Annotated in this window: 18 protein-coding genes; 12 read left to right on the forward strand and 6 right to left on the reverse strand. The window is 64.6% G+C overall.

The genetic code is table 11. From position 1 onward, the window contains the following. Positions 1–45: 45 nt before the first annotated feature. Positions 46–1,461 carry a pyruvate kinase gene (gene pyk, locus ACVRRC_RS13910; RefSeq protein ID WP_020308775.1) on the forward strand — a complete coding sequence of 472 codons (1,416 nt, stop codon included), beginning with the start codon at positions 46–48 and terminating at the stop codon, positions 1,459–1,461. A gap of 93 nt (positions 1,462–1,554) precedes the next feature. Next, positions 1,555–2,403 (forward strand): urea transporter, encoded by an 849-nt coding sequence (locus ACVRRC_RS13915; RefSeq protein WP_472997133.1) that lies wholly within the window; start codon positions 1,555–1,557, stop codon positions 2,401–2,403. 13 nt (positions 2,404–2,416) lie between these two features. Here the strand turns inward: ACVRRC_RS13915 and ACVRRC_RS13920 are convergent, their stop codons facing one another. Then, entirely contained in the window at positions 2,417–2,641 is a 225-nt protein-coding gene (locus tag ACVRRC_RS13920) for a DUF2188 domain-containing protein (protein WP_013983712.1), read from the reverse strand. A gap of 254 nt (positions 2,642–2,895) precedes the next feature. Here ACVRRC_RS13920 and hmpA point away from each other — a divergent pair, with 254 nt between their 5' ends. The 4 genes from hmpA (at position 2,896) to pncB (ending at position 6,368) form a co-directional block, all read left to right on the forward strand. Next, positions 2,896–4,074 (forward strand): NO-inducible flavohemoprotein, encoded by a 1,179-nt coding sequence (hmpA, locus tag ACVRRC_RS13925; protein WP_095461018.1) that lies wholly within the window; start codon positions 2,896–2,898, stop codon positions 4,072–4,074. A gap of 49 nt (positions 4,075–4,123) precedes the next feature. Beyond that, complete coding sequence (locus ACVRRC_RS13930) at positions 4,124–4,381, forward strand: hypothetical protein (protein WP_011914212.1); 258 nt, start codon at positions 4,124–4,126, stop codon at positions 4,379–4,381. A 213-nt stretch (positions 4,382–4,594) separates the two neighbouring features. After that, positions 4,595–4,765 (forward strand): con-10 family general stress protein, encoded by a 171-nt coding sequence (locus ACVRRC_RS13935; RefSeq protein ID WP_003290130.1) that lies wholly within the window; start codon positions 4,595–4,597, stop codon positions 4,763–4,765. Between the two features lie 403 nt (positions 4,766–5,168). After that, complete coding sequence (gene pncB, locus ACVRRC_RS13940; protein ID WP_019406975.1) at positions 5,169–6,368, forward strand: nicotinate phosphoribosyltransferase; 1,200 nt, start codon at positions 5,169–5,171, stop codon at positions 6,366–6,368. 28 nt (positions 6,369–6,396) lie between these two features. Here pncB and ACVRRC_RS13945 read toward each other — a convergent pair whose 3' ends face one another. After that, entirely contained in the window at positions 6,397–7,593 is a 1,197-nt protein-coding gene (locus ACVRRC_RS13945) for a GGDEF domain-containing protein (protein WP_017246195.1), read from the reverse strand. A gap of 356 nt (positions 7,594–7,949) precedes the next feature. Here ACVRRC_RS13945 and ACVRRC_RS13950 point away from each other — a divergent pair, with 356 nt between their 5' ends. Beyond that, positions 7,950–9,860, forward strand: a complete 1,911-nt coding sequence (locus tag ACVRRC_RS13950) for an autotransporter domain-containing esterase (protein WP_011914216.1) — start codon at positions 7,950–7,952, stop codon at positions 9,858–9,860. Positions 9,861–9,917: 57 nt separating this feature from the next. Here ACVRRC_RS13950 and ACVRRC_RS13955 read toward each other — a convergent pair whose 3' ends face one another. Then, positions 9,918–10,817 (reverse strand): hypothetical protein, encoded by a 900-nt coding sequence (locus ACVRRC_RS13955; protein ID WP_048329726.1) that lies wholly within the window; start codon positions 10,815–10,817, stop codon positions 9,918–9,920. A 360-nt stretch (positions 10,818–11,177) separates the two neighbouring features. Between ACVRRC_RS13955 and ACVRRC_RS13960 the strand changes: the two genes are divergently transcribed. Further along, complete coding sequence (locus ACVRRC_RS13960) at positions 11,178–11,450, forward strand: hypothetical protein (RefSeq protein ID WP_011914218.1); 273 nt, start codon at positions 11,178–11,180, stop codon at positions 11,448–11,450. Positions 11,451–11,459: 9 nt separating this feature from the next. On the opposite strand, the gene ACVRRC_RS13965 is transcribed toward ACVRRC_RS13960, so the two are convergent. Further along, positions 11,460–12,350: a LysR family transcriptional regulator ArgP gene (locus tag ACVRRC_RS13965; RefSeq protein ID WP_017246198.1), complete on the reverse strand. Its 891-nt coding sequence runs from the start codon at positions 12,348–12,350 to the stop codon at positions 11,460–11,462. 92 nt (positions 12,351–12,442) lie between these two features. Between ACVRRC_RS13965 and ACVRRC_RS13970 the strand changes: the two genes are divergently transcribed. The 4 genes from ACVRRC_RS13970 to ACVRRC_RS13985 all read left to right on the forward strand — a co-directional run bounded on the left by ACVRRC_RS13970 (position 12,443) and on the right by ACVRRC_RS13985 (position 17,175). Next, the gene (locus tag ACVRRC_RS13970; protein WP_011914220.1) at positions 12,443–13,051 is read left to right on the forward strand and encodes a LysE/ArgO family amino acid transporter; all 609 of its coding nucleotides are present in this window, start codon (positions 12,443–12,445) and stop codon (positions 13,049–13,051) included. Between the two features lie 402 nt (positions 13,052–13,453). Continuing rightward, entirely contained in the window at positions 13,454–14,035 is a 582-nt protein-coding gene (locus ACVRRC_RS13975) for a superoxide dismutase (protein ID WP_003299885.1), read from the forward strand. A gap of 290 nt (positions 14,036–14,325) precedes the next feature. Further along, positions 14,326–16,386 carry a putative bifunctional diguanylate cyclase/phosphodiesterase gene (locus ACVRRC_RS13980; protein ID WP_013983724.1) on the forward strand — a complete coding sequence of 687 codons (2,061 nt, stop codon included), beginning with the start codon at positions 14,326–14,328 and terminating at the stop codon, positions 16,384–16,386. 105 nt (positions 16,387–16,491) lie between these two features. Continuing rightward, positions 16,492–17,175: a spermidine synthase gene (locus ACVRRC_RS13985; protein WP_019406973.1), complete on the forward strand. Its 684-nt coding sequence runs from the start codon at positions 16,492–16,494 to the stop codon at positions 17,173–17,175. Positions 17,176–17,181: 6 nt separating this feature from the next. Here ACVRRC_RS13985 and ACVRRC_RS13990 read toward each other — a convergent pair whose 3' ends face one another. Then, a complete protein-coding gene (locus ACVRRC_RS13990) occupies positions 17,182–18,075 on the reverse strand; it encodes a GIDE domain-containing protein (RefSeq protein ID WP_472997156.1) in 894 nt (297 codons plus the stop codon). A gap of 1 nt (position 18,076) precedes the next feature. Next, positions 18,077–18,649 carry a LemA family protein gene (locus ACVRRC_RS13995; RefSeq protein ID WP_019406971.1) on the reverse strand — a complete coding sequence of 191 codons (573 nt, stop codon included), beginning with the start codon at positions 18,647–18,649 and terminating at the stop codon, positions 18,077–18,079. Positions 18,650–18,808: the final 159 nt, after the last annotated feature.

Here is an 18,808-nt window from a genome sequence, read left to right on the forward strand (position 1 = left end):
TCGTTCAGGCGCGCATCAGAACAACAACTGCCCCAGAGCACCGCCATGACACACGACAAGAAGGTCAAGATTCTCGCTACCCTCGGCCCGGCCACCCGCAGCGTCGACGACGTGCGCGCACTGGTCGAGGCCGGCGTGAACCTGTTCCGCCTGAACTTCAGCCACGGCGAGCACAGCGACCACGCCGAGCGCTTCGCCTGGATTCGCCAGGTCGAGCAGGAGCTGAACCAGCCGATCGGCATCCTCATGGACCTGCAGGGGCCCAAGCTCAGGGTCGGCCGTTTCGCCGCCGGCAAGGTCCGCCTTGAGCGTGACCAGGCCTTTCGTCTGGACCTGGACCCGACACCGGGCGACAGCCGGCGCGTGAACCTGCCGCACCCGGAGATCATCGCCGCGCTGGAACCGGGCATGCAGCTGCTGATCGACGATGGTCGCCTGCGCCTGACGGTCGTCGAGCGCCATGCCGACGCCATCGAGACCCGCGTGGTGGCCGGCGGCGAGCTGTCCGACCGCAAGGGCGTGAACGTGCCGGAGGCGGTGCTGGAGCTTTCGCCGCTGACGGCGAAGGACCGCCAGGACCTGACCTTCGGCCTCGAGCTGGGCGTGGACTGGGTGGCGCTGTCGTTCGTGCAACGCCCGCAGGACATCCAGGAGGCGCGCAAGCTGATCGGCGAGCGGGCCTTCCTCATGGCCAAGATCGAAAAGCCTTCCGCGGTGCAGCACCTGCGCGAGATCGCCAGGCTGTCGGACGCGATCATGGTGGCGCGTGGCGACCTGGGCGTGGAGGTACCGCCGGAAAACGTGCCGCGCATCCAGAAGAACATCGTGCGCATCTGCCGCCAGCTCGGCCGCCCGGTGGTGGTTGCGACGCAGATGCTCGAATCCATGCGCTTCGCCCCGGCCCCGACCCGTGCCGAAGTCACCGACGTGGCCAACGCCGTGGCCGAGGGTGCGGACGCGGTGATGCTGTCGGCTGAAACCGCCTCCGGCGATTACCCGCTGGAAGCGGTGAGCATGATGAGCAAGATCATCCGCCAGGTGGAAAGCGGCCCGGACTTCCAGGCGCAGCTCGACGTGCACCGGCCCAACGCCGAGGCGACCCTGCCGGATGCCATCAGCTGCGCGATCCGCCGCATCAGCGGCATCCTGCCGGTGGCGGTGCTGGTCAACTACACCGAATCCGGCCGTTCCAGCCTGCGCGCCTCGCGCGAGCGGCCGGCCACGCCGATCCTCAGCCTGACGCCCAGCACCGCCACCGCACGCAAGCTGACGGTGGCCTGGGGCGTGTACTCGGTGGTGGATGCGCCGATGCGCGACATGGAGCAGGTCAGCGGCCACGCCGTCGAGCTGGCACGGGCGCAGGGCATGGCCGAGAGCGGCGATACGGTGCTGATCACCGCCGGTGTGCCACTGGGCCAGCCGGGTACCACCAACTCGCTGCGCATCGAAGTCCTGCCCTGAATGGAGCCGGGCGCAAGCCCGGCCCACCTCCCCACGACAGCGGTCGTCGCCCCCTTGCGGGTCGGCACCCTTGCGCTCGCCTGGATTTCGCCGATGCCCGACTCTTCGCACCTGCGCGCCCTGCTGCATGCCTTCGCCCAGATTTTTCTGCAGCGCCATGCCGGCTGCGGAGCGCTGGTCATGCTCGCGCTGGCCAGTGGCGCCCCGGCACTGCTCGTCGGCGCCTTGAGCGGCGTGCTGATCGCTCACCTCGGCGCCACCTGGCTCGGCTATCCGCAAGCTGATCGGGACGACGGTCTCTACGGTTACAACGCCGCGCTGCTCGGCGCGCTGCTGGTGACCCAGCTGGGCCTGTCGGGCGCCAGCCTGGTGCTGGTCGGCGTGGCGGCGCTGGCCAGCTGTCCGCTACAGGCCTGGCTGCTCGCTCGGCTGCGCCACAACGGCGGCCTGCCGGGCTTCACCCTGCCCTTCGTGCTGATCGGCCTGCTCGCGCTGTTGTGCATCGCGCCGGTGTCGGTTTCATCGCCCGATGTCCCCGCACCCGACGCAACGACGCTGCGCGACGCCTGGCTACTGGGTATCGGCCAGGTGGTCTTTCTCCACCAGCCGCTCGCCGCCGCCTGCCTGCTGGCGGCCGTGACTCTGGCCTCCTTGCGCGATGCCCTGTGGCTGCTGGCGGGCTCGGCGATGGGGTTGTTGGCTGCGGGCCTGTTTGGCGCACCCTGGGCGGACGGCCAGGCCGGTTTCAACCCGGCCCTCGCCGCGCTGGCCCTGGTGCAATGGCGTGGCGGTTGGCGCCTGCCGCTGCTGGGCATGATTGCCGCAGTGGCGATCTGGCGGGTCTGCATCGAACTGGGGCTGCCGGCCCTGACCTTGCCGTTCCTGCTGGCCACCTGGCTGGGCCTGGCGCTGCGCGCGCCCCATCCCAGCCGGGTCGATTAGCCAGCAAAAGGCATCACCCTCCGGTTGCCAGCGGGTCCTGTTCCTGCGGGTAGCGGTGCTCCTCGGCGACGTCGCCGCCCTCGGCGTGCACCTTGACCAGCGCCGTGCGCAACTTCATGTAGTCCCGGGTTTCGTCGAGGATGTCCTGCCGGTTAGCCGCTTCGAGCAGGGCGCGCTGGTCGCCCTCTTCGCGCAGCACCCAACGGTCGTCTTCATGGGTGATGTGATAAATCTCCATGCCTTTCTCCAGCTGATGAAATGTTCGGGCTCTCCCATAGGAAAGCCGGACGGCGACGAAGGTTCGGCACGCAAGCGGAGTGTACATTCCACCCTCATGGGTTCGGATGACCCGTGCAAATCAGGGTTAATTTCACCAGCAACGCCCCAAAAACCTTGATTCAAGTCAATTTCAGAGCTGGAACGATTGTTGAAAGCCCTCTGCATGACGTTCGCCACGGCGACCGTCGGTTTTTCCCACCAGAGGAATATTCGATGCTTTGCGCTGAACAGATCGCCCTTATCAAAGCCACCGTGCCGTTGCTGGAAAGCGGTGGCGAAGCCCTGACCAACCATTTCTACAAGCTGCTGCTGAGCGAGCATCCCGAGGTTCGCCCGCTGTTCAACCAGGCACACCAGGCCAGCGGCGAGCAACCGCGCGCCCTGGCCAACGGCGTGCTGATGTATGCCCGGCATATCGACCGGCTGGACGCTCTCGGCCCGCTGGTGGCACAGATCATCAACAAGCACGTCGCCCTGCAGGTGCTACCCGAGCATTACCCGCTGGTCGGCAATTGCTTGCTGCGCGCCATCCGCGAGGTGCTTGGCGAGGCCATCGCCACCGATGCGGTGATCGAGGCCTGGGCGGCGGCCTATCAGCAGCTCGCCGACCTGCTCATCGGCCAGGAAGAACGCCTCTACCAGGCCAAGGCCGAAGCGCCGGGAGGCTGGCGTGGCGCGCGCCCGTTCCGCATTGCGCGCAAGGTCAAGGAGAGCGAGGAGATCACCTCGTTTCACCTGCAAGCGGAGGATGGCGGGCCGCTGATGGAGTTCCTGCCCGGCCAGTACATCGGTCTGAGGCTGGAAATCAATGGCAAGGAAGAGCGCCGCAACTACTCGTTGTCCGCTGCCGGCAACGGTCGCGAGTATCGCATCAGCGTCAAGCGCGAGCCTGGCGGCGTGGTCTCCAATGCGCTGCACGACATGCCGGAGGGCGCGATCGTCGAGCTGTTCGCGCCGGCAGGCGAGTTCACCCTTGCGCCCGGGAACAAGCCGTTGGTGCTGATCAGCGGCGGCGTGGGGATCACCCCGACCCTGGCGATGCTGGAGCAGGCGCTGGCGACGTCCCGGCCGGTGCACTTCATCCACTGCGCGCGCAATGCCGGGGTGCACGCCTTCCGCCGCGCTGTGGACGCACTCGCCGAGCGCCACACGCAGCTCCAGCGCTTCTACTGCTACGAGGAGCACGACGGCTCGGCTGACGCACCGGATGCCATCGGCCGGCTGACCGAACAGCAGTTGGCGGACTGGCTACCGCAGAGCCGCGATGTCGACGCCTACTTCCTCGGCCCGAAACCGTTCATGGCAGCCGTGCGCCGGCAACTCAAGGCCATTGGCGTGCCGGAGCAGCAAACGCGCTACGAGTTCTTCGGTCCCGCATCAGCCCTCGATTGACCCATTCGAGGCTCGCGCCACGCGAGCCTCCTCCAGAGGAGATTCAGTCATGCCGTTCCAGCCCGGTTGCTTCCGAAACCTGTGGTTCATGGCCAACAGTTTTATGGTGGGTGGCGTGCTGCTGTTGCTGCTCGGCATCAGCGGTGCCTATCTGTTCGATCATCGGCTGGCGATGGGCAGTGTGGTCGCTGCTCACGCTCTGGTCATACTTGGCCCGACGGCGCTGAAGATCGGATACGTCATGCGCCTGCTCGCCGAGCGAAACGCGCGCTTCGCCTATCAGGCCAAGCTGACCGGCTGCAATTAACAGAACTCTTTTCTACTCCAATAAGCCCATTTACCGCTTCGCTTGTAATTTCATCACGCCATAGTCCTACTGCATATGAGGAAAACCATTCGTCTGCACTTTGAAACAGGGCGAAACTCCTGTGGCGATACCCCCTCTGAGGCAGTGAAGGCTGATTGATCTCTCTCTTTCAGCCGTTTGTGAAAGTGTCTATCCAATCGAGGAGAAAAACACATGGCAAATAACAACCCTGGCAACTTCGCCAACGATCGAGAGAAAGCTTCCGAAGCCGGCCGCAAGGGCGGTCACAACAGTGGCGGCAACTTTGCCAATGACCGCGAGAAGGCCTCCGAGGCCGGCCGCAAGGGTGGCCAGAACAGCCACGGCGGTGGCCGCAGCAGCTAACTAACGCTACGGCAAAACAGAAAAGGCAGGCGCTTCGGCACCTGCCTTTTCTTATTTAACAGAGCCTCAAACCCGTCACCGACAGATATTATTATATTTTACCGTACGCATTAAAAAATTTGCGCTAGTTGCTATCGAATAGATATCAAATCGATACATGAAACTATGGCGCTCGATATATATTTGCCAGCCCGTTAATATCAAAAACCCGCAACGAGCGCTACGTGACGATAATATTCCGACCAACTGCACGGCCGCACATGTTCGCCTTTCGAATTACTTGATCGACAGCGCGAGTCGACCAATGGCAGCACCCGCTCGGCAACACGCCAAAGGCCTTCGGGCAGCGCCTTGCTCGCCATTTGCCGCTACCATCACCCGATGTCCAGAACGGAACGACCCGATGAGCAGCGCATTTTCGGACCGCATCATCCAGAGCCTGCTGGATACCGACTTCTACAAGCTCACCATGATGCAGGCGGTCCTGCATCACTACCCCAATGCGGAAGTGGAATGGGCCTTTCGCAGCCGCTCCGGCGAAGACCTGAGCCCTTACCTGAGCGAGATCCGCCACCAGATCGAAGCGCTGGCCGAGCTGCAGATGTCCGCCGAGGAATTGGCCTTCCTCGAGCGCGTCCCCTATATGCAGCCCGACTTCATCCGCTTTCTCGGGCTGTTCCGCTTCGACCTCCGCTACCTGCGGGTGGATGTCGAGGACGGCGAGCTGGTGATGTATCTGCGCGGGCCCTGGCTGCATGTGATCCTGTTCGAAGTACCGCTGCTGGCCATCGTCAGCGAGGTGCGCAACCGCGCGCGCTATGCGCAGGTGACGCTGGAACAGGCGGGCGCCAGGCTGGACGAAAAGTTCGCCTGGCTGCGCAGGCAGGCGACTGCCGAGGAGCTGGCCAGCTTCACCCTGGCTGACTTCGGCACCCGGCGACGATTCTCCTTCGCGGTTCAGGCCATGGTGGTCGAGCGCCTGCGCTGCGACTTTCCCGGCCGTTTCGTCGGCACCAGCAACGTGCATCTGGCCCGCACGCTGGACGTGAAACCCATGGGCACCATGGCCCACGAATGGATCATGGCGCACCAGCAGCTCGGCCCGCGCCTCATCGACAGTCAGGTCGCGGCGCTCGACTGCTGGGTTCGCGAATACCGTGGCGCACTGGGCATCGCGCTGACCGACTGCATCACCATGGATGCCTTCCTGCGCGACTTCGATCTGTACTTCGCCAAGCTGTTCGATGGCCTGCGCCACGACTCGGGCGATCCCTTGGAATGGGCGGAGAAAGCCATCGCACACTACCGGCGCCTCGGCATCGATCCGAAAAGCCGTCAGCTGATCTTTTCCGACGGTCTGGATTTCGCCAAGGCACTGCACATCCACCGCGCCCTGATCGACCGCAGCAGACCCAGCTTCGGCATAGGCACCGGGCTCACCTGCGACATTCCGGGAGTGGAGCCGACCAACATGGTGATCAAGATGACCGCCTGCAACGGCCAGCCGGTGGCAAAGATCTCCGACTCGCCGGGCAAGACCATGTGCCGCGACGAAGCCTTCGTCAGCTACCTGCGCCACGTGTTCGGCGTCGCTGCCGGCTGACCCGGACGCGCCGCACGCTACCCTGCGGCTAGCCGCTCAGCGCGAGCGACCCCTGCTGCAGCACCGCATCCGGCTCCATTGCGCAGAGCCGATTGCGCCCGCCGGTCTTGGCGTAGTACATGCGTTTGTCCGCCAGCTCCAGCAGATCCCGGTAGTCGCCCACCTGATCGCAGCGCCGCTCCGCCAGGCCGATGCTGGCGGTCAGCGGTGCGCCGTCCGGGCGCAGGCCGAGGCCTTGCCCGACAATACGCTCGAGCGCCAGGTGCGCCTGCTGCATGTCGGTATCCGGCATGATCAACAGGAACTCTTCGCCGCCCCAGCGCAGCAGGCTGTCGGACGCGCGCAGGGTCGTCACCAGACGCCGCGCCGCGCAGCGCAGCACCTGGTCGCCGGCTTCATGCCCGTGGTTGTCGTTGATCGACTTGAAATGATCCAGGTCGATGAAGGCCAGCGCCAGCGCGCCGTCCTTGCGCTGCGCGCTATCCCACTGCAGGCGCAGGATCTCCTCTCCGCTGCCACGGGAAAACACCCCCGTGAGCGGATCACGGATCGCCTGGCGCACCAGCGCGAACATGAATGCCAGCTGACTCATGCTGGCCAGGCTGGTGACACCGGCAATGAGGATCAGCAACCAGAACGCCCCTGCGAACGACGGCCAGTTGAGCGTGGCCCAGCTGAGATAGCCGGCGAACGCCTGGGCCAGCAGCAGCAGGCTGGCCAGCACCAGATTCTCCACCAGGGTCAACGGGAAGATGGTCAGCCCGGCCATCAGCACGAACGGCAGGAAGGCATAGCCCGCACCGACCACGGCCGAGAACTGCGCCAGCTGATAGCTGCCGAGCAGGGTATGTGACGCGATGTAGAAGATCGTAGGTATCGCGAAGAGGATGGCGATCGCGCGGTAGGCATCCAGCAGGTTGCCACTCGGCCGGTAGAACAAGAGCAGTCCGGTGAAGGCGAGGCAGGCCATCATGCGCAACCCGGCCAAAGCCAGCCACAGCCGCGGCTCGAACACCATCAGGTCGATCAGACTCCACAGGGGCGTCAGCACCGCGAAGAGAAAAGCGAACAGGCGGACACGGTTGACGATCAGCGTCGCCCTGCGCTGGCAGAGCAGCAACGGATGGCGACCCGGCGTCAGCAGATGGCGCAGTTCATTGGGCTTGAGTTCGCTGGGCAGCAGCGTTGTCAGGCGGTTGAGCAGCAAATCGAGGGGCGATGGCATCTTATTGTTGTGCTCCCAGCTGGGACGGTCTATTCGCAGCAGGCACGCCTCCGGCGACTCCCGAATACCGATGGCGGCTCTTCAATCCATTTCAAAGCGGCGACTACTCGGCAGGGCGAAAGCATCACCCCAGGCGCAAGCGGAGCCGATGGTAGCCAGTTGACCCCAGCATTCCCTTGAGCCAGGACAATGAATTGATTGCAAACAGCCATTACTTCCTTAGAGGTAGCGCCACTGAGGAACAATCGCCCTTTTGAGCGCTTATCGGCACGGACACCAGCCAGTAGCGTGACCGGGTCGCCCGCCCCGTCTGCGAGTCGACGTATCCACAAAAAGAACAATAAGGAGATACCCCCGTGCAAAGCGCTCTCAAGCCGCTTGCGGCAGCCGTTCTGCTCACCTGCGTGTCCAGCGTCGCTACTGCCGATAGCGGGCCGTTCAGCCAGTTCATCGTATTCGGCGACTCGCTGAGCGATGCGGGCAATTTTCCGGATCTGCAAAGCCCGACGCTCGGCGGCAACCCCACCGGGGGGTTGCGCTTCACCAACCGCACCGGCCCCACCTACGGACCGGGCGAATACATCGGCGAGGTCGGCACCCAACGACTGGCCGGCATGCTGGGTCTGCAGTCCCTGCCATCCACACCGCTGCTGCCGGCGCTGCTGACTGGCAACCCCGACGGGACCAACTATGCAGTGGGCGGTTACCGTACCGATCAAATACTCGACTCGATAAACGGCGACTCCATCGTCGAGGTAGGCGGCCTTAGCCGTACCCGACCCGGTTATCTGCGGGAAAATCCGCGAGTCGACAGCAATGCCCTGTATTACCTGAACGGTGGCGGCAACGACATCTTCCAGCTCAACACCAACCCGGTGACCATGGCCCAAGCCGCGAGCAATCTGGTGGCTGGCGTCGGCGCCCTGCAGGCAGCAGGAGCGCGCTACATCATCGTTTCCGATCTGCCCGACGTCGGTACCACGCCGTTGGGCGCCTTCACCGGGCAGGCTGCGACGTTCAACTTCCTGAGCGACCAGTTCAATGCCGAGCTGGCCAGCCAACTGCAAGCCCAGGGCGGCAACTACGTACTGGTGAACAATCGCCTGCTGCTCGCCGAGGTGCGCGCTGATCTGGCGGCGTTCGGCTTCGACCCCAACGTGGCGCAGACCGCAGTGTGTTTCGACGCGTCGGCCGGCAACTGCCAGGCTGATCCGGTTTACAGCCTCGGCGGCAGCGCGCCGGACCCAAGCCGCCTGCTGTTCAACGACGCCGTGCATCCCACCACCGCGGTTCACCAGATCAGCGCCGACTACCTCTATTCAATCCTGTCCGCGCCCTGGGAAGTCTCGCTGCTGCCGGAGATGGGCCGCTCCGCATTGCGCGCCCACCTGCAGCAGCTGGATACCGAGCTGGCCGCTCTGCGTGGCGATTGGCAACCGGTCGGCGCATGGCGCACCTTCGTTCAGGGCGGTTACAACCGACCTGAGTACGACGGTTACGGTGGTGGAGACGGACATGGTCTGAGCCTGTCGCTGGGTGTTACCCATCGATTGAGCGAAGCCTGGCTGGCCGGCGTCAGCCTCGGGCTGGCGGAAAACTCGCTGGAGCTGGGTCGAAACGACTCCGACTACGACATGCGCAGCTACCTCGCCACGGCGTTCGCCCGTTACGAGTATCAGCGCCTGTTCGCTGACTTCAGCCTCAGCGCAGGCTACCTGGACTACCACGACCTGAAGCGCACCTTCGCCCTCGGCATCACCGAGCGCACGGAAAAGGGCGACACCGAGGGAACCCTCTGGGGCGCCGCGGTGAAGACCGGCTTCAACCTGATGCAGCCGGGCGATCGCCTGCAGTTCGGTCCGTTCATCGGTGCCAGCTACCAGAAAGTGGACGTCGACGGATACAGCGAGAAAGGCGCCCGTTCCACCACCCTGAGCTATGACGATCAGGAACTGGACTCGCTACGCCTGTCGCTCGGCCTGTTCGGCGACTATGCCCTGACCGAACGCACGCGGCTGTTCGGCGAAGTGGCACGAGAGGTGGAACGCGAGGATGAGGACCGCCGCGACTTGCGCATGTCCTTGAACAGCGTGCCGGGCAACAGTTTCGAACTGCCCGGAGCGGTGCCGACCGGCGACCAGACACGTTTCAGCGTTGGCCTGACGCACCGTCTGACGCCCGGCCTGGCGCTGCGTGCCAATTACCATTACCGCGGAAACGACAACCGCGACCACGGGCTCGGACTGTCGCTGGCCTTGGATCTGTAGAGGGAGACGCTCAAAGGCCGCCGCCGCGAATGCGCGCGGCGGCCGAGCGAGGTGAACTCAGCGCCCGTCGATCTGCCCTTGCAGGTTGGCGATCTGCCCCTGCATGGCGTTGATGGTGCGAGTGACCTGGGCGCGGAAGGAATCGAATTCGGCGGTATTGGTATTGTTGGCAGGCGCCGGACGGTTTTCCAGTTCGCTGCGCAGCACCAGGATGTCCTGCTCCAGACGGCTAATCGCCTGACTCTGGTTACCACCCTGCTTGAGCGCCGCCACGTCCTTGCTCAGGCTGTCGATCCGTCCGGCCAGCTTGGCCTGCTCGTCCAGCGCAGACTTCAGCGTGGCCTGCTCGCTACCGAGGGTCTTGACCGTCTCGGCCAGCGATGCGGTGGTGCCCTGCTGGCTCTGCACGTCGGACCCCAGCCGCTCCAGGCGCTTGCCCTGCTCTTCCATGCGCTGATCCTGATTGCCTTGCCGGCCGGCCAGGCTCTGCTGCTCGGTGGCAAAGGCCTGCTGTTGGCGAGCAAGGTCGATGGCCTGCTGCTCGAGCTGCTTGATCCGAAGTTTCACCGCCTCGCTCTCGGTGGTGACGTTGGACTCGGTCGCCACCACCTTGCCGGAAATGTCCTGCAGCCTTCCGGCGGCGTCCTCGCTGATCCGCGCGAAGCTTTCCTGCGTAGCGACCAGCTGCATCTCCAGCATCGCGATCTTCTGATAGCTCCACCAGCCCAGGGCGCCGAGGCTGATCAGCAGAGCCAGCACCACGACCCACAGCGGCGCCGTGCTCGCCTTGCCACCGCTGGCCGGGCGGCGCTTCTGCCGCGGACGGGTGTCGTCGGCGTAATCGCCCGAGCCCTTGCGAATCGGCTCCAGATCCGGCGCCGGGTAGGGCTCCACACGGTCACGGCCTGCGGTCAGGCTGGGGATGTTGTCCAGTTCGTCGTGAGCATCGTTGCGCATGGGTTACCTTCGATGGCGCGGTGCGAAAAACAGCGCGCAGTATAAACGGTTCGGGGCGCGGCCATCAGCGACTCGCGTCTGCCGCCCTGGATGCACCGCGGTAGAGCATCGCGACGGCGCTGACGCGCATCACGGTGCAGTGAAAGCCAGCACCGGATCGATCGCCGACAGCTGCCGGGACTGGTTCGGCGATGGCTCGACAGTCTGCACGCCTCGCCAGCCGGGCATTTCGCTTGCCCGTCACATTCCTGATGAGACGCAGCCAGCAAATTGGTACGCCGCTTGCTCCATCACCCGTGCCAGCGGATAGACACTTCCGACAGGGATGTCGGGCCTTAGGGCAATCACGAGGAACACAGCATGGAGCTGAACAAGGCAGTGATCGACTGCATGCGCAGCCTGCGTCGCAGACTTCGCGACGAACAGCAACTGGACATCCACCTCAATCAGCCGGACGCCGTGACCGCCATGCTTGCCGGCTGCATGCGTTCGAACGATGAACTGACGCGCGAACTCGGGCGCCAGCTCGCCGCCTTCAGCGACCAGCTACCGCCCGCTCCGCCGCCGGTATCCCACGCGGCCAGCAGCGGCGGCAGCGTGCGCATCTACCGAGGCCAGCGAGTGCTCGCCTGAGCCAGACCATCACTCGACCAGCAACCAGTCGCTGGCGCAGCGCACCAGATGCCGAGTCAGCTCGTCGAGCAGCTGTCCGCCGTTACGCCAGTGGTGCCAGTACAGCGGCACGTCGATCGGCGGCCCGGACAGCACATCGACCAGCTCACCACGCGCAAGTTCGCCACGCACCTGAAGCTCCGGTGCCAGACCCCAGCCGAGCCCGCTTCGTAACAGGCGCACAAAGCCTTCTGACGATGGGCACAGGTGGTGAAGGAGGATCTCCCCGCCGCCGACCGCCGCCATGTAGCGATGCTGCAGCTGGTCGTCCGGGCCGAACACCACGGCAGGAACACGCCCCAGGTCCGCCGCACGCGCGCCCCGCTGGAAATGTCGCTCGATGAACGCCGGGCTGGCCAGGGCGCGATAACGCATCGCCCCGAGAAACTGGCTGCGCGCGCCCGCCACCGGTCGCTCCGCAGCGCAGACGCAGGCCGCAACCTCCCCTGCGCGCATGCGCTTGAGCCCGACCGCCTGATCTTCCACCACGTGATCGAGCAGCACCCGGTTCTCGGCGCAGAACGGCGCCACTGCACCCGCCCACCAGGTCGCCAGGGTGTCGGCATTGAGGGCGATACGCAGGCGTTCCGGCAGGCGGTTTTCATCCAGCGCCGGGACCTGTCCCTGCAAGTCGCGTTCGAGCAGCCGTACCTGCTGCACATGGTTGAGCAGGCGCTGGCCCAGTTCGGTGGGCCTGGGCGGCGTGTCACGCAGCAATACCGGCTGACCGACGCGTGCCTCGAGCAGCTTGATCCGCTGCGATATCGCCGACTGCGACAGCCCCAATGCCTGGGCGGCGCGCTCGAAACCCGCCTGTTCTACGACCGCCGCCAGCGCAGCCAGCAATTTGTAATCGAACATCAGTTTTCCTAATGCCACCTGAGCATAATTGGTTTCTCTTATAGCTTGCCGATGCCCAGACTCGCCAGCAGAAAACGAACGAGGCGTGCGGCATGAATGCGATCTGGCAGAGCTATATCAACGGACTTCTGGTGGCAGCGGGGCTGATCATGGCGATCGGCGCCCAGAACGCCTTCGTGCTCGCCCAGAGCCTGCGCCGCGAACACCACCTGCCGGTAGCAGCGCTGTGCATAGTCTGCGATGTCCTGTTGGTCAGCCTCGGAGTGTTCGGGCTGGCCGCACTGCTGGCGAGCAGCCCGCTGTTGCTGGAGACCACCCGCTGGGGCGGCGTGGCCTTTCTGCTCTGGTACGGCACCCTGGCCCTGCGCCGCGCGGCCAGACCGCAGAGCCTGCGCAGCGAAGATGCACAGCCTCGCCCCCTGCGCGCCGTGCTGTTGGCAGCGCTGGCGGTGACGCTGCTCAACCCACATGTCTACCTGGATACCGTGGTGCTGATCGGCACGCTCGGCGCGCAGCAACCGGAACCGGGCGCTTACACGCTCGGCGCGGCCAGCGCGTCGACCCTCTGGTTTATGACGCTGGCCCTGGGCGGTGCCTGGCTGGCGCCTTGGCTTGCCCGCCCGCTGACCTGGCGCCTGATCGACCTCGGCGTGGCCGCCATGATGTTCGCCATCGCCGCGCAACTCGCATTCGCCGGCTGAACTGGCGGTACGCTGCGGCGCCCTGCCACGTCCATTTTTTGCACTGACCAAGGAACGCCATCGCCTGCCCTGCGGTCCACGCAAGGCAGAGCCGATCGTCCGCAACCGAGGCGCCGCGCCGCAACCGCTCTGGAACCAATAGTCCATACAGTTGCCGCGTGGTTTTGCCGCAGGTCGGGTGCTATGATCGCTGGCTCGCAGACATGGAGCGGAAGGCTTCAGTCTGTCTGTTCGGCCGACCGTGAACGGCCAGAGATTGCGCAAGCATGTAGCGAGCGAAGGGAACGACAGAGGCAAGAGCAGGACGCGATGCATCGCCTGCTCACCGGCAACGCCGGCAAACCCCGCACGTCCCTCCGAGCTGGCCGCATCAATCCTCGACACCTGAGTAGGAGATACATCATGGCTTTCGAATTGCCGCCGCTGCCTTACGAAAAGAACGCCCTCGAGCCGCACATGTCCGCCGAGACGCTCGACTACCATCACGACAAGCACCACGCTGCCTACGTGACCAATCTGAACAACCTGATCCCAGGCACCGAGTTCGAAGGCAAGGATCTGGAATCCATCATCAAGACCTCTTCCGGTGGCATCTTCAACAACGCCGCCCAGGTCTGGAACCACACCTTCTTCTGGAACTGCCTGGCGCCGAACGCCGGTGGCCAGCCGACCGGCGCCCTGGCTGATGCCATCAACGCCTCCTTCGGCTCGTTCGACAAGTTCAAGGAAGAGTTCACCAAGACCGCCATCGGCACCTTCGGCTCCGGCTGGGCCTGGCTGGTCAAGAAGTCCGACGGCAGCCTGGGTCTGGCCAGCACCATCGGTGCCGGCAACCCGATGACCGCAGGCGACAAGCCACTGCTGACCTGCGATGTCTGGGAGCACGCCTACTACATCGACTACCGCAACGCCCGTCCGAAGTTTGTCGAAGCGTTCTGGAACCTGGTGAACTGGGACTTCGTCGCGAAGAACTTCGCAGGCTAAGCCCAAGCCCCAGCAGTGAATCAAAATGCCCGCGCTCATGCGGGCATTTTCATTTAAGGCTCGGGCACGGCCTGCCGCTATAAAGATGCAGGGCAGGACGCCGTAGCGCTACTGCATGCGCGCCCGATGTGCAATGTTTCCTTCGTATGACGGGTCGCGCTTGCATCACGCAAGGCACTGCCTGCACAGTCGCCGCTGCTGACTTACCGGTGTAAATTGCCTCTTTGACGATTGCAGAATGACTATCAATACTTCCGCAACCGCGCGTCGGCACGGAAAAGGACCTTCATTTGAAGCTGGAAATGCGCAATAGCCTGTCACGGAAGCTCCTGCGTGTAGTCCTGCTATCGGCGCTGGCGGTAGGGCTGGTGCTCAGCTGCGCGCAGATCATCTTCGGCGCCTACAAGACGCGCCAGCTGATCGAGGCCGATGCCCAGCGCATCCTGCGCATGACGCGCGATCCTTCCACCCAGGCCATCTACAGCCTGGATCGGGAAATGGGCGCGCAGGTGATGGAAGGCCTGTTCCAGCACGAATCGATTCGCATGGCCTCGATCGGCCACCCGGACGAAGGCATGCTGGCACTGAAGATCCGCCCGCCCATCAGCCTGCCGACCCGCTGGCTGACCGACCCGATCCTTCACCAGGATCGCCAGTTCTCCATTCCGCTGATCGGCAAGCCGCCCTACAACGAGTATTACGGCGAACTGCGGATCACCCTGGACACGGCCCAGTACGGCCAGGAATTCGTCAACGACTCCATCGTCATCTTCATCGTCGGCATTCTGCGCGCCCTCACCCTGGGGCTGGTGCTCTTCCTGATCTACCAGTGGCTGCTGACCCGCCCGCTGACCAAGCTCATCGAGCACCTGGCACAGATCAATCCGGACCGCCCCGGCGAGCACAAACTGCCGATGATCCGAGGACATGAGCGCAACGAGCTGGGCCTCTGGGTGGAAACCGCCAACGGCCTGCTGGCCTCCATCGAGCACAACATGCATCTGCGCCAGGAAGCCGAGAGCAGCCTGCATCGCATGACCCAGTACGACTCCCTGACCGGCCTGCCCAACCGCCAGCAGTTGCAAAGCCAGCTGGACCATATCCTCGACGAGGCACGCCGCCTGCAACGACGGGTCGCCGTACTCTGCCTGGGGCTCGACGACTTCAAGGGCATCAACGAGCAGTACAGCTACCAGGCAGGCGACTGCCTGCTCAAGGGGTTGGCGGATCGCCTGCGCGAATCGGCGGGTCGCCTGGGTGCACTGGCGCGGCTGGGCGGTGACCAGTTCGTGCTGGTGCTCAGCGGCATCGAACAACCCTATGAGGCTGCCGAACTGGCCCAGGCCGTGCTCGACGACCTGGATAATCCGATCGACCTGGACGGCCACCCGATTCGTCTGCGCGCCACCATCGGCATCACGCTGTACCCCGAGGATGGTGACAATACCGAGAAGCTGCTGCAAAAGGCCGAGCAGACCATGACGCTGGCCAAGAGCCGCTCACGCAACCGCTATCAGTTCTACGTCGCCAGCATCGACAGCCAGATGCGTGCGCGGCGGGAGCTGGAGAAGGATCTCAGCGAAGCCCTCAAGCGCAACGAGTTCCACCTGGTCTACCAGCCGCAGGTCGACTACCGGCAGAATCGCATCACCGGAGTCGAGGCGCTGATTCGCTGGAAGCATCCGCAGGGCAAGCTGGTACCGCCGGACCTGTTCATACCTCTGGCCGAGCAGAACGGCAGCATCATCGAAATCGGCAAGTGGGTGCTCGACCAGGCCTGCAGCCAGCTGCGCCAGTGGCACGCCGAGGGGCATACCGGGCTGCGTGTGGCGGTGAACCTGTCCACCGTGCAGCTGCGTCATCCGCAGCTGCCGGCCATGATCGGCGAGCTGCTGCAGGCCCATCAGTTGCCCGCCGAGACCCTCGAACTGGAGGTCACCGAGACCGGCCTGATGGAAGATATCGACGCGGCGGCGCACAACCTGCACAGCCTGCGACGCTCCGGCGCGCTGATCGCCATCGACGACTTCGGCACCGGCTATTCCTCGCTGAGCTATCTGAAAAGCCTGCCACTGGACAAGATCAAGATCGACAAGAGCTTCGTGCAGGACATCGGTCAGGACGAGGGCGCAACCATCGTCCGGGCGATCATCCAGCTGGGCAAGAGCCTCGGCATGACCGTGATCGCGGAAGGCGTCGAAACTCCTGAGCAGGAAGCCTACCTGATCGCCGAAGGCTGCCAGGAAGGCCAGGGCTACTACTACAGCAAGCCCCTGCCGGCGCGGGATCTCGACCTGCTGCTGCGCCAGTCGGCGCCCTTCGATCGAGCGGGCAACTCAGAGCTGCGCTAGTCGCGCGGCCACTTCGGCATGCTGCGCCCAAGCGCTGGCCAGCGCCAGCGACTTGCGCCACACTCGGCGCCCTTCTGGCCCATCGCGGCCGACGACGAGCCGCCCATGAAACGCTTCGTACTGCTGGATACCGCCGCCATTCCCGCCGGGGGCGCCTTGTGTCTGTTCGAATATGGCGACGATTTCGTCATCAAGATCCAGGGTGGCAACGGCAACCAGCTGATGAACACTCGCACGCACGGCTCGGAAGACGCGCTGGCGGAAATCCCCTGCAAACGGATCGCCAGCCGAGCGCAGGTTCGAGTACTGATCGGCGGGCTGGGGATGGGCTTTACCCTCGCCTCGGCCCTGCGCCAGCTGGGCGCGGACGCCGAGGTACTGGTCGCCGAGCTGGTGCCCGGGGTCATCGAATGGAACCGCGGCGCGCTCGGCGAGAAGTCCGGCCATCCGCTGCGCGATGCCCGCACCCAGGTACTGAACCAGGATGTTGCCGAGCTGCTCCGGGCTCAGCCAGAGGGCTTCGACGCGATCATGCTGGATGTCGACAACGGCCCCGAGGGCCTGACGCAGAAGCGCAACAGCTGGCTCTATTCGCTGGATGGCCTCGATGCCTGCGCCCGCGCCTTGCGGCCGGGCGGCGTACTGGCGGTGTGGTCGGCCAGCGCTGACCGGGCCTTTTCCGAGAAGCTCGCCAGAGCCGGCTTCAAGGCCGAGGAGGTGCAGGTGTACGCCCATGGCAACCGCGGCACCCGACATACCATCTGGATTGCCGACAAGCGCAAGCGCTGAGCGGCCCTACCAGGCCGTCACCCCCAGCTGCAACGCCACCCACAGCGCACCTGCCAGACACATCAGCGCGCCGCCCGCCGCCTGCCAGTGGAAGCGTCGCGCCAGCACGTCCTCGCCATGGCTGGACAGCACGAAAGGCAGTGCCTCCGCCGGCCGCGTCAGGTGATGCAACGCCGGCGCCGTGCTCTGCTGGCGATGCCGGTCTTCGGCCTCGAGCCGCGCCGCCAGGCGCACCCGGCTCCATTCCTGCTCGTCCAACTGGCCGTCGGCGTTGCTGTCGAAACGCTGCAGCAGACCGGCGAAATCACCCTTCCACTCGCGAATCACCTCGCGCTTGGCGGCGGGCAGATCCAGCCCGTGCCGACCGCCACCACGGGTGCGGAAATCGCCGATGGCGTAAAGCGGCTCGCCTTCGTGCAGCCGCTCTTCGGTATAGCGGTAGCGTTTGCCACTGCTGAACAGGCCCAGCCAGCCGCTCGGCGCAACGCCACGAGGGTGGCGCAGATCGCCGGTCCAGACCCGGCGAAAGGCTGGATGGACGTCCGCGCCACGCGGATCGATCAGGCATTCGCCGGTGGCGTCGGCCAGACGCAGCCAGGCTTCACTGGTGCCGCGCTCCACCACGTTCCAGCTGCTGCGCTTGCCATTGGAGCGGTACTCCTCGATACGGTAGCGCCACCACAGACAAGGCTCGCCGGTCAGCGGCGCCACCGGCTGTGGTACCGCCAGCTCGCGCAGCATTCCGACCAGCTCGACATAGCCTTGGGCCGCTGACCGAATGCGCGATGTCGGGGTGTCCAGCAGATGGCGCGCACGCGACCAGCGATCGATGCATATCCATGCACCGCCGACGCAAAGGGCTGCCGCCAGGACGTAAGTGAACAGCTGACCGGGATCCATCTCAGCCAAACAGCGCCTTGAGGTTCACGTCGGCCTTCTCCGCCTCGCTGAACTGCAGCAGCGCCGCCTCCTTGAAACCGAATGCACGGGCAAGGACGACATCGGGAAATTGCTCGATGCGCACGTTGTTCAGGTTCACGGCCTCGTTGTACAGCTCGCGGCGATCGGCGATGCCGCTCTCCAGGCCGCTGATACGCTGCTGCAGATGCCGAAAGCTGTCGTTGGCCTTGAGCTCGGGATAGTTCTCGGCCAGCGCGAAGAGCCGCCCAAGCCCGGCCCGCAGTCCGGTCTCGGCCTGCCCCAGTGCGCCGACGTCGCCCAGCTCGCGCGCACTGGAAACCGCGTTGCGGGCACTGATCACCTGCTCCAGCGTGTTGCGCTCGTGCTGCATGTACTGGCGGCAGGTCTCCACCAGTTTGGGCAGTTCTTCATGGCGCTGGCGCAACAGCACGTCGATGTTCGCCCAGGCCTTGCCGACGCCATGCTTCAGACGCACCAGACCGTTGTAGAGGATCACCCCATAGGCGGCGACGAGAAACAGCACCACCAGCACAACCACCATACTCAAGCTCATCCCTTTCTCCAGGCAGTTCCAGAATGCCAGCATTCTATCGGCAGCTGTGTAACGCGATAGAGAGCCGGCGCACGCATTGGCTTTGCACAAAATGAAAATCTTTCGCATTATTGACCGCTTCCGAGCAGTCCTCGGCTTCGTTCACTCGCACGCAAAGGA

Source organism: Stutzerimonas sp. LR2 (assembly GCF_055755175.1).

What these genes read in the sequence shown, in the direction of transcription:
- ACVRRC_RS13975 (WP_003299885.1), top strand. Translation starts at nt 13,454, where the DNA reads ATGGCTTTCGAATTGCCGCCGCTGCCTTACGAAAAGAACGCCCTCGAG.
- pyk (WP_020308775.1), top strand. Translation starts at nt 46, where the DNA reads ATGACACACGACAAGAAGGTCAAGATTCTCGCTACCCTCGGCCCGGCC.
- ACVRRC_RS13960 (WP_011914218.1), top strand. Translation starts at nt 11,178, where the DNA reads ATGGAGCTGAACAAGGCAGTGATCGACTGCATGCGCAGCCTGCGTCGC.
- pncB (WP_019406975.1), top strand. Translation starts at nt 5,169, where the DNA reads ATGAGCAGCGCATTTTCGGACCGCATCATCCAGAGCCTGCTGGATACC.
- ACVRRC_RS13985 (WP_019406973.1), top strand. Translation starts at nt 16,492, where the DNA reads ATGAAACGCTTCGTACTGCTGGATACCGCCGCCATTCCCGCCGGGGGC.
- ACVRRC_RS13935 (WP_003290130.1), top strand. Translation starts at nt 4,595, where the DNA reads ATGGCAAATAACAACCCTGGCAACTTCGCCAACGATCGAGAGAAAGCT.
- ACVRRC_RS13930 (WP_011914212.1), top strand. Translation starts at nt 4,124, where the DNA reads ATGCCGTTCCAGCCCGGTTGCTTCCGAAACCTGTGGTTCATGGCCAAC.
- ACVRRC_RS13970 (WP_011914220.1), top strand. Translation starts at nt 12,443, where the DNA reads ATGAATGCGATCTGGCAGAGCTATATCAACGGACTTCTGGTGGCAGCG.
- ACVRRC_RS13945 (WP_017246195.1), bottom strand. Translation starts at nt 7,593, where the DNA reads ATGCCATCGCCCCTCGATTTGCTGCTCAACCGCCTGACAACGCTGCTG.
- ACVRRC_RS13955 (WP_048329726.1), bottom strand. Translation starts at nt 10,817, where the DNA reads ATGCGCAACGATGCTCACGACGAACTGGACAACATCCCCAGCCTGACC.
- ACVRRC_RS13965 (WP_017246198.1), bottom strand. Translation starts at nt 12,350, where the DNA reads ATGTTCGATTACAAATTGCTGGCTGCGCTGGCGGCGGTCGTAGAACAG.
- hmpA (WP_095461018.1), top strand. Translation starts at nt 2,896, where the DNA reads ATGCTTTGCGCTGAACAGATCGCCCTTATCAAAGCCACCGTGCCGTTG.
- ACVRRC_RS13990 (WP_472997156.1), bottom strand. Translation starts at nt 18,075, where the DNA reads ATGGATCCCGGTCAGCTGTTCACTTACGTCCTGGCGGCAGCCCTTTGC.
- ACVRRC_RS13920 (WP_013983712.1), bottom strand. Translation starts at nt 2,641, where the DNA reads ATGGAGATTTATCACATCACCCATGAAGACGACCGTTGGGTGCTGCGC.
- ACVRRC_RS13915 (WP_472997133.1), top strand. Translation starts at nt 1,555, where the DNA reads ATGCCCGACTCTTCGCACCTGCGCGCCCTGCTGCATGCCTTCGCCCAG.
- ACVRRC_RS13995 (WP_019406971.1), bottom strand. Translation starts at nt 18,649, where the DNA reads ATGAGCTTGAGTATGGTGGTTGTGCTGGTGGTGCTGTTTCTCGTCGCC.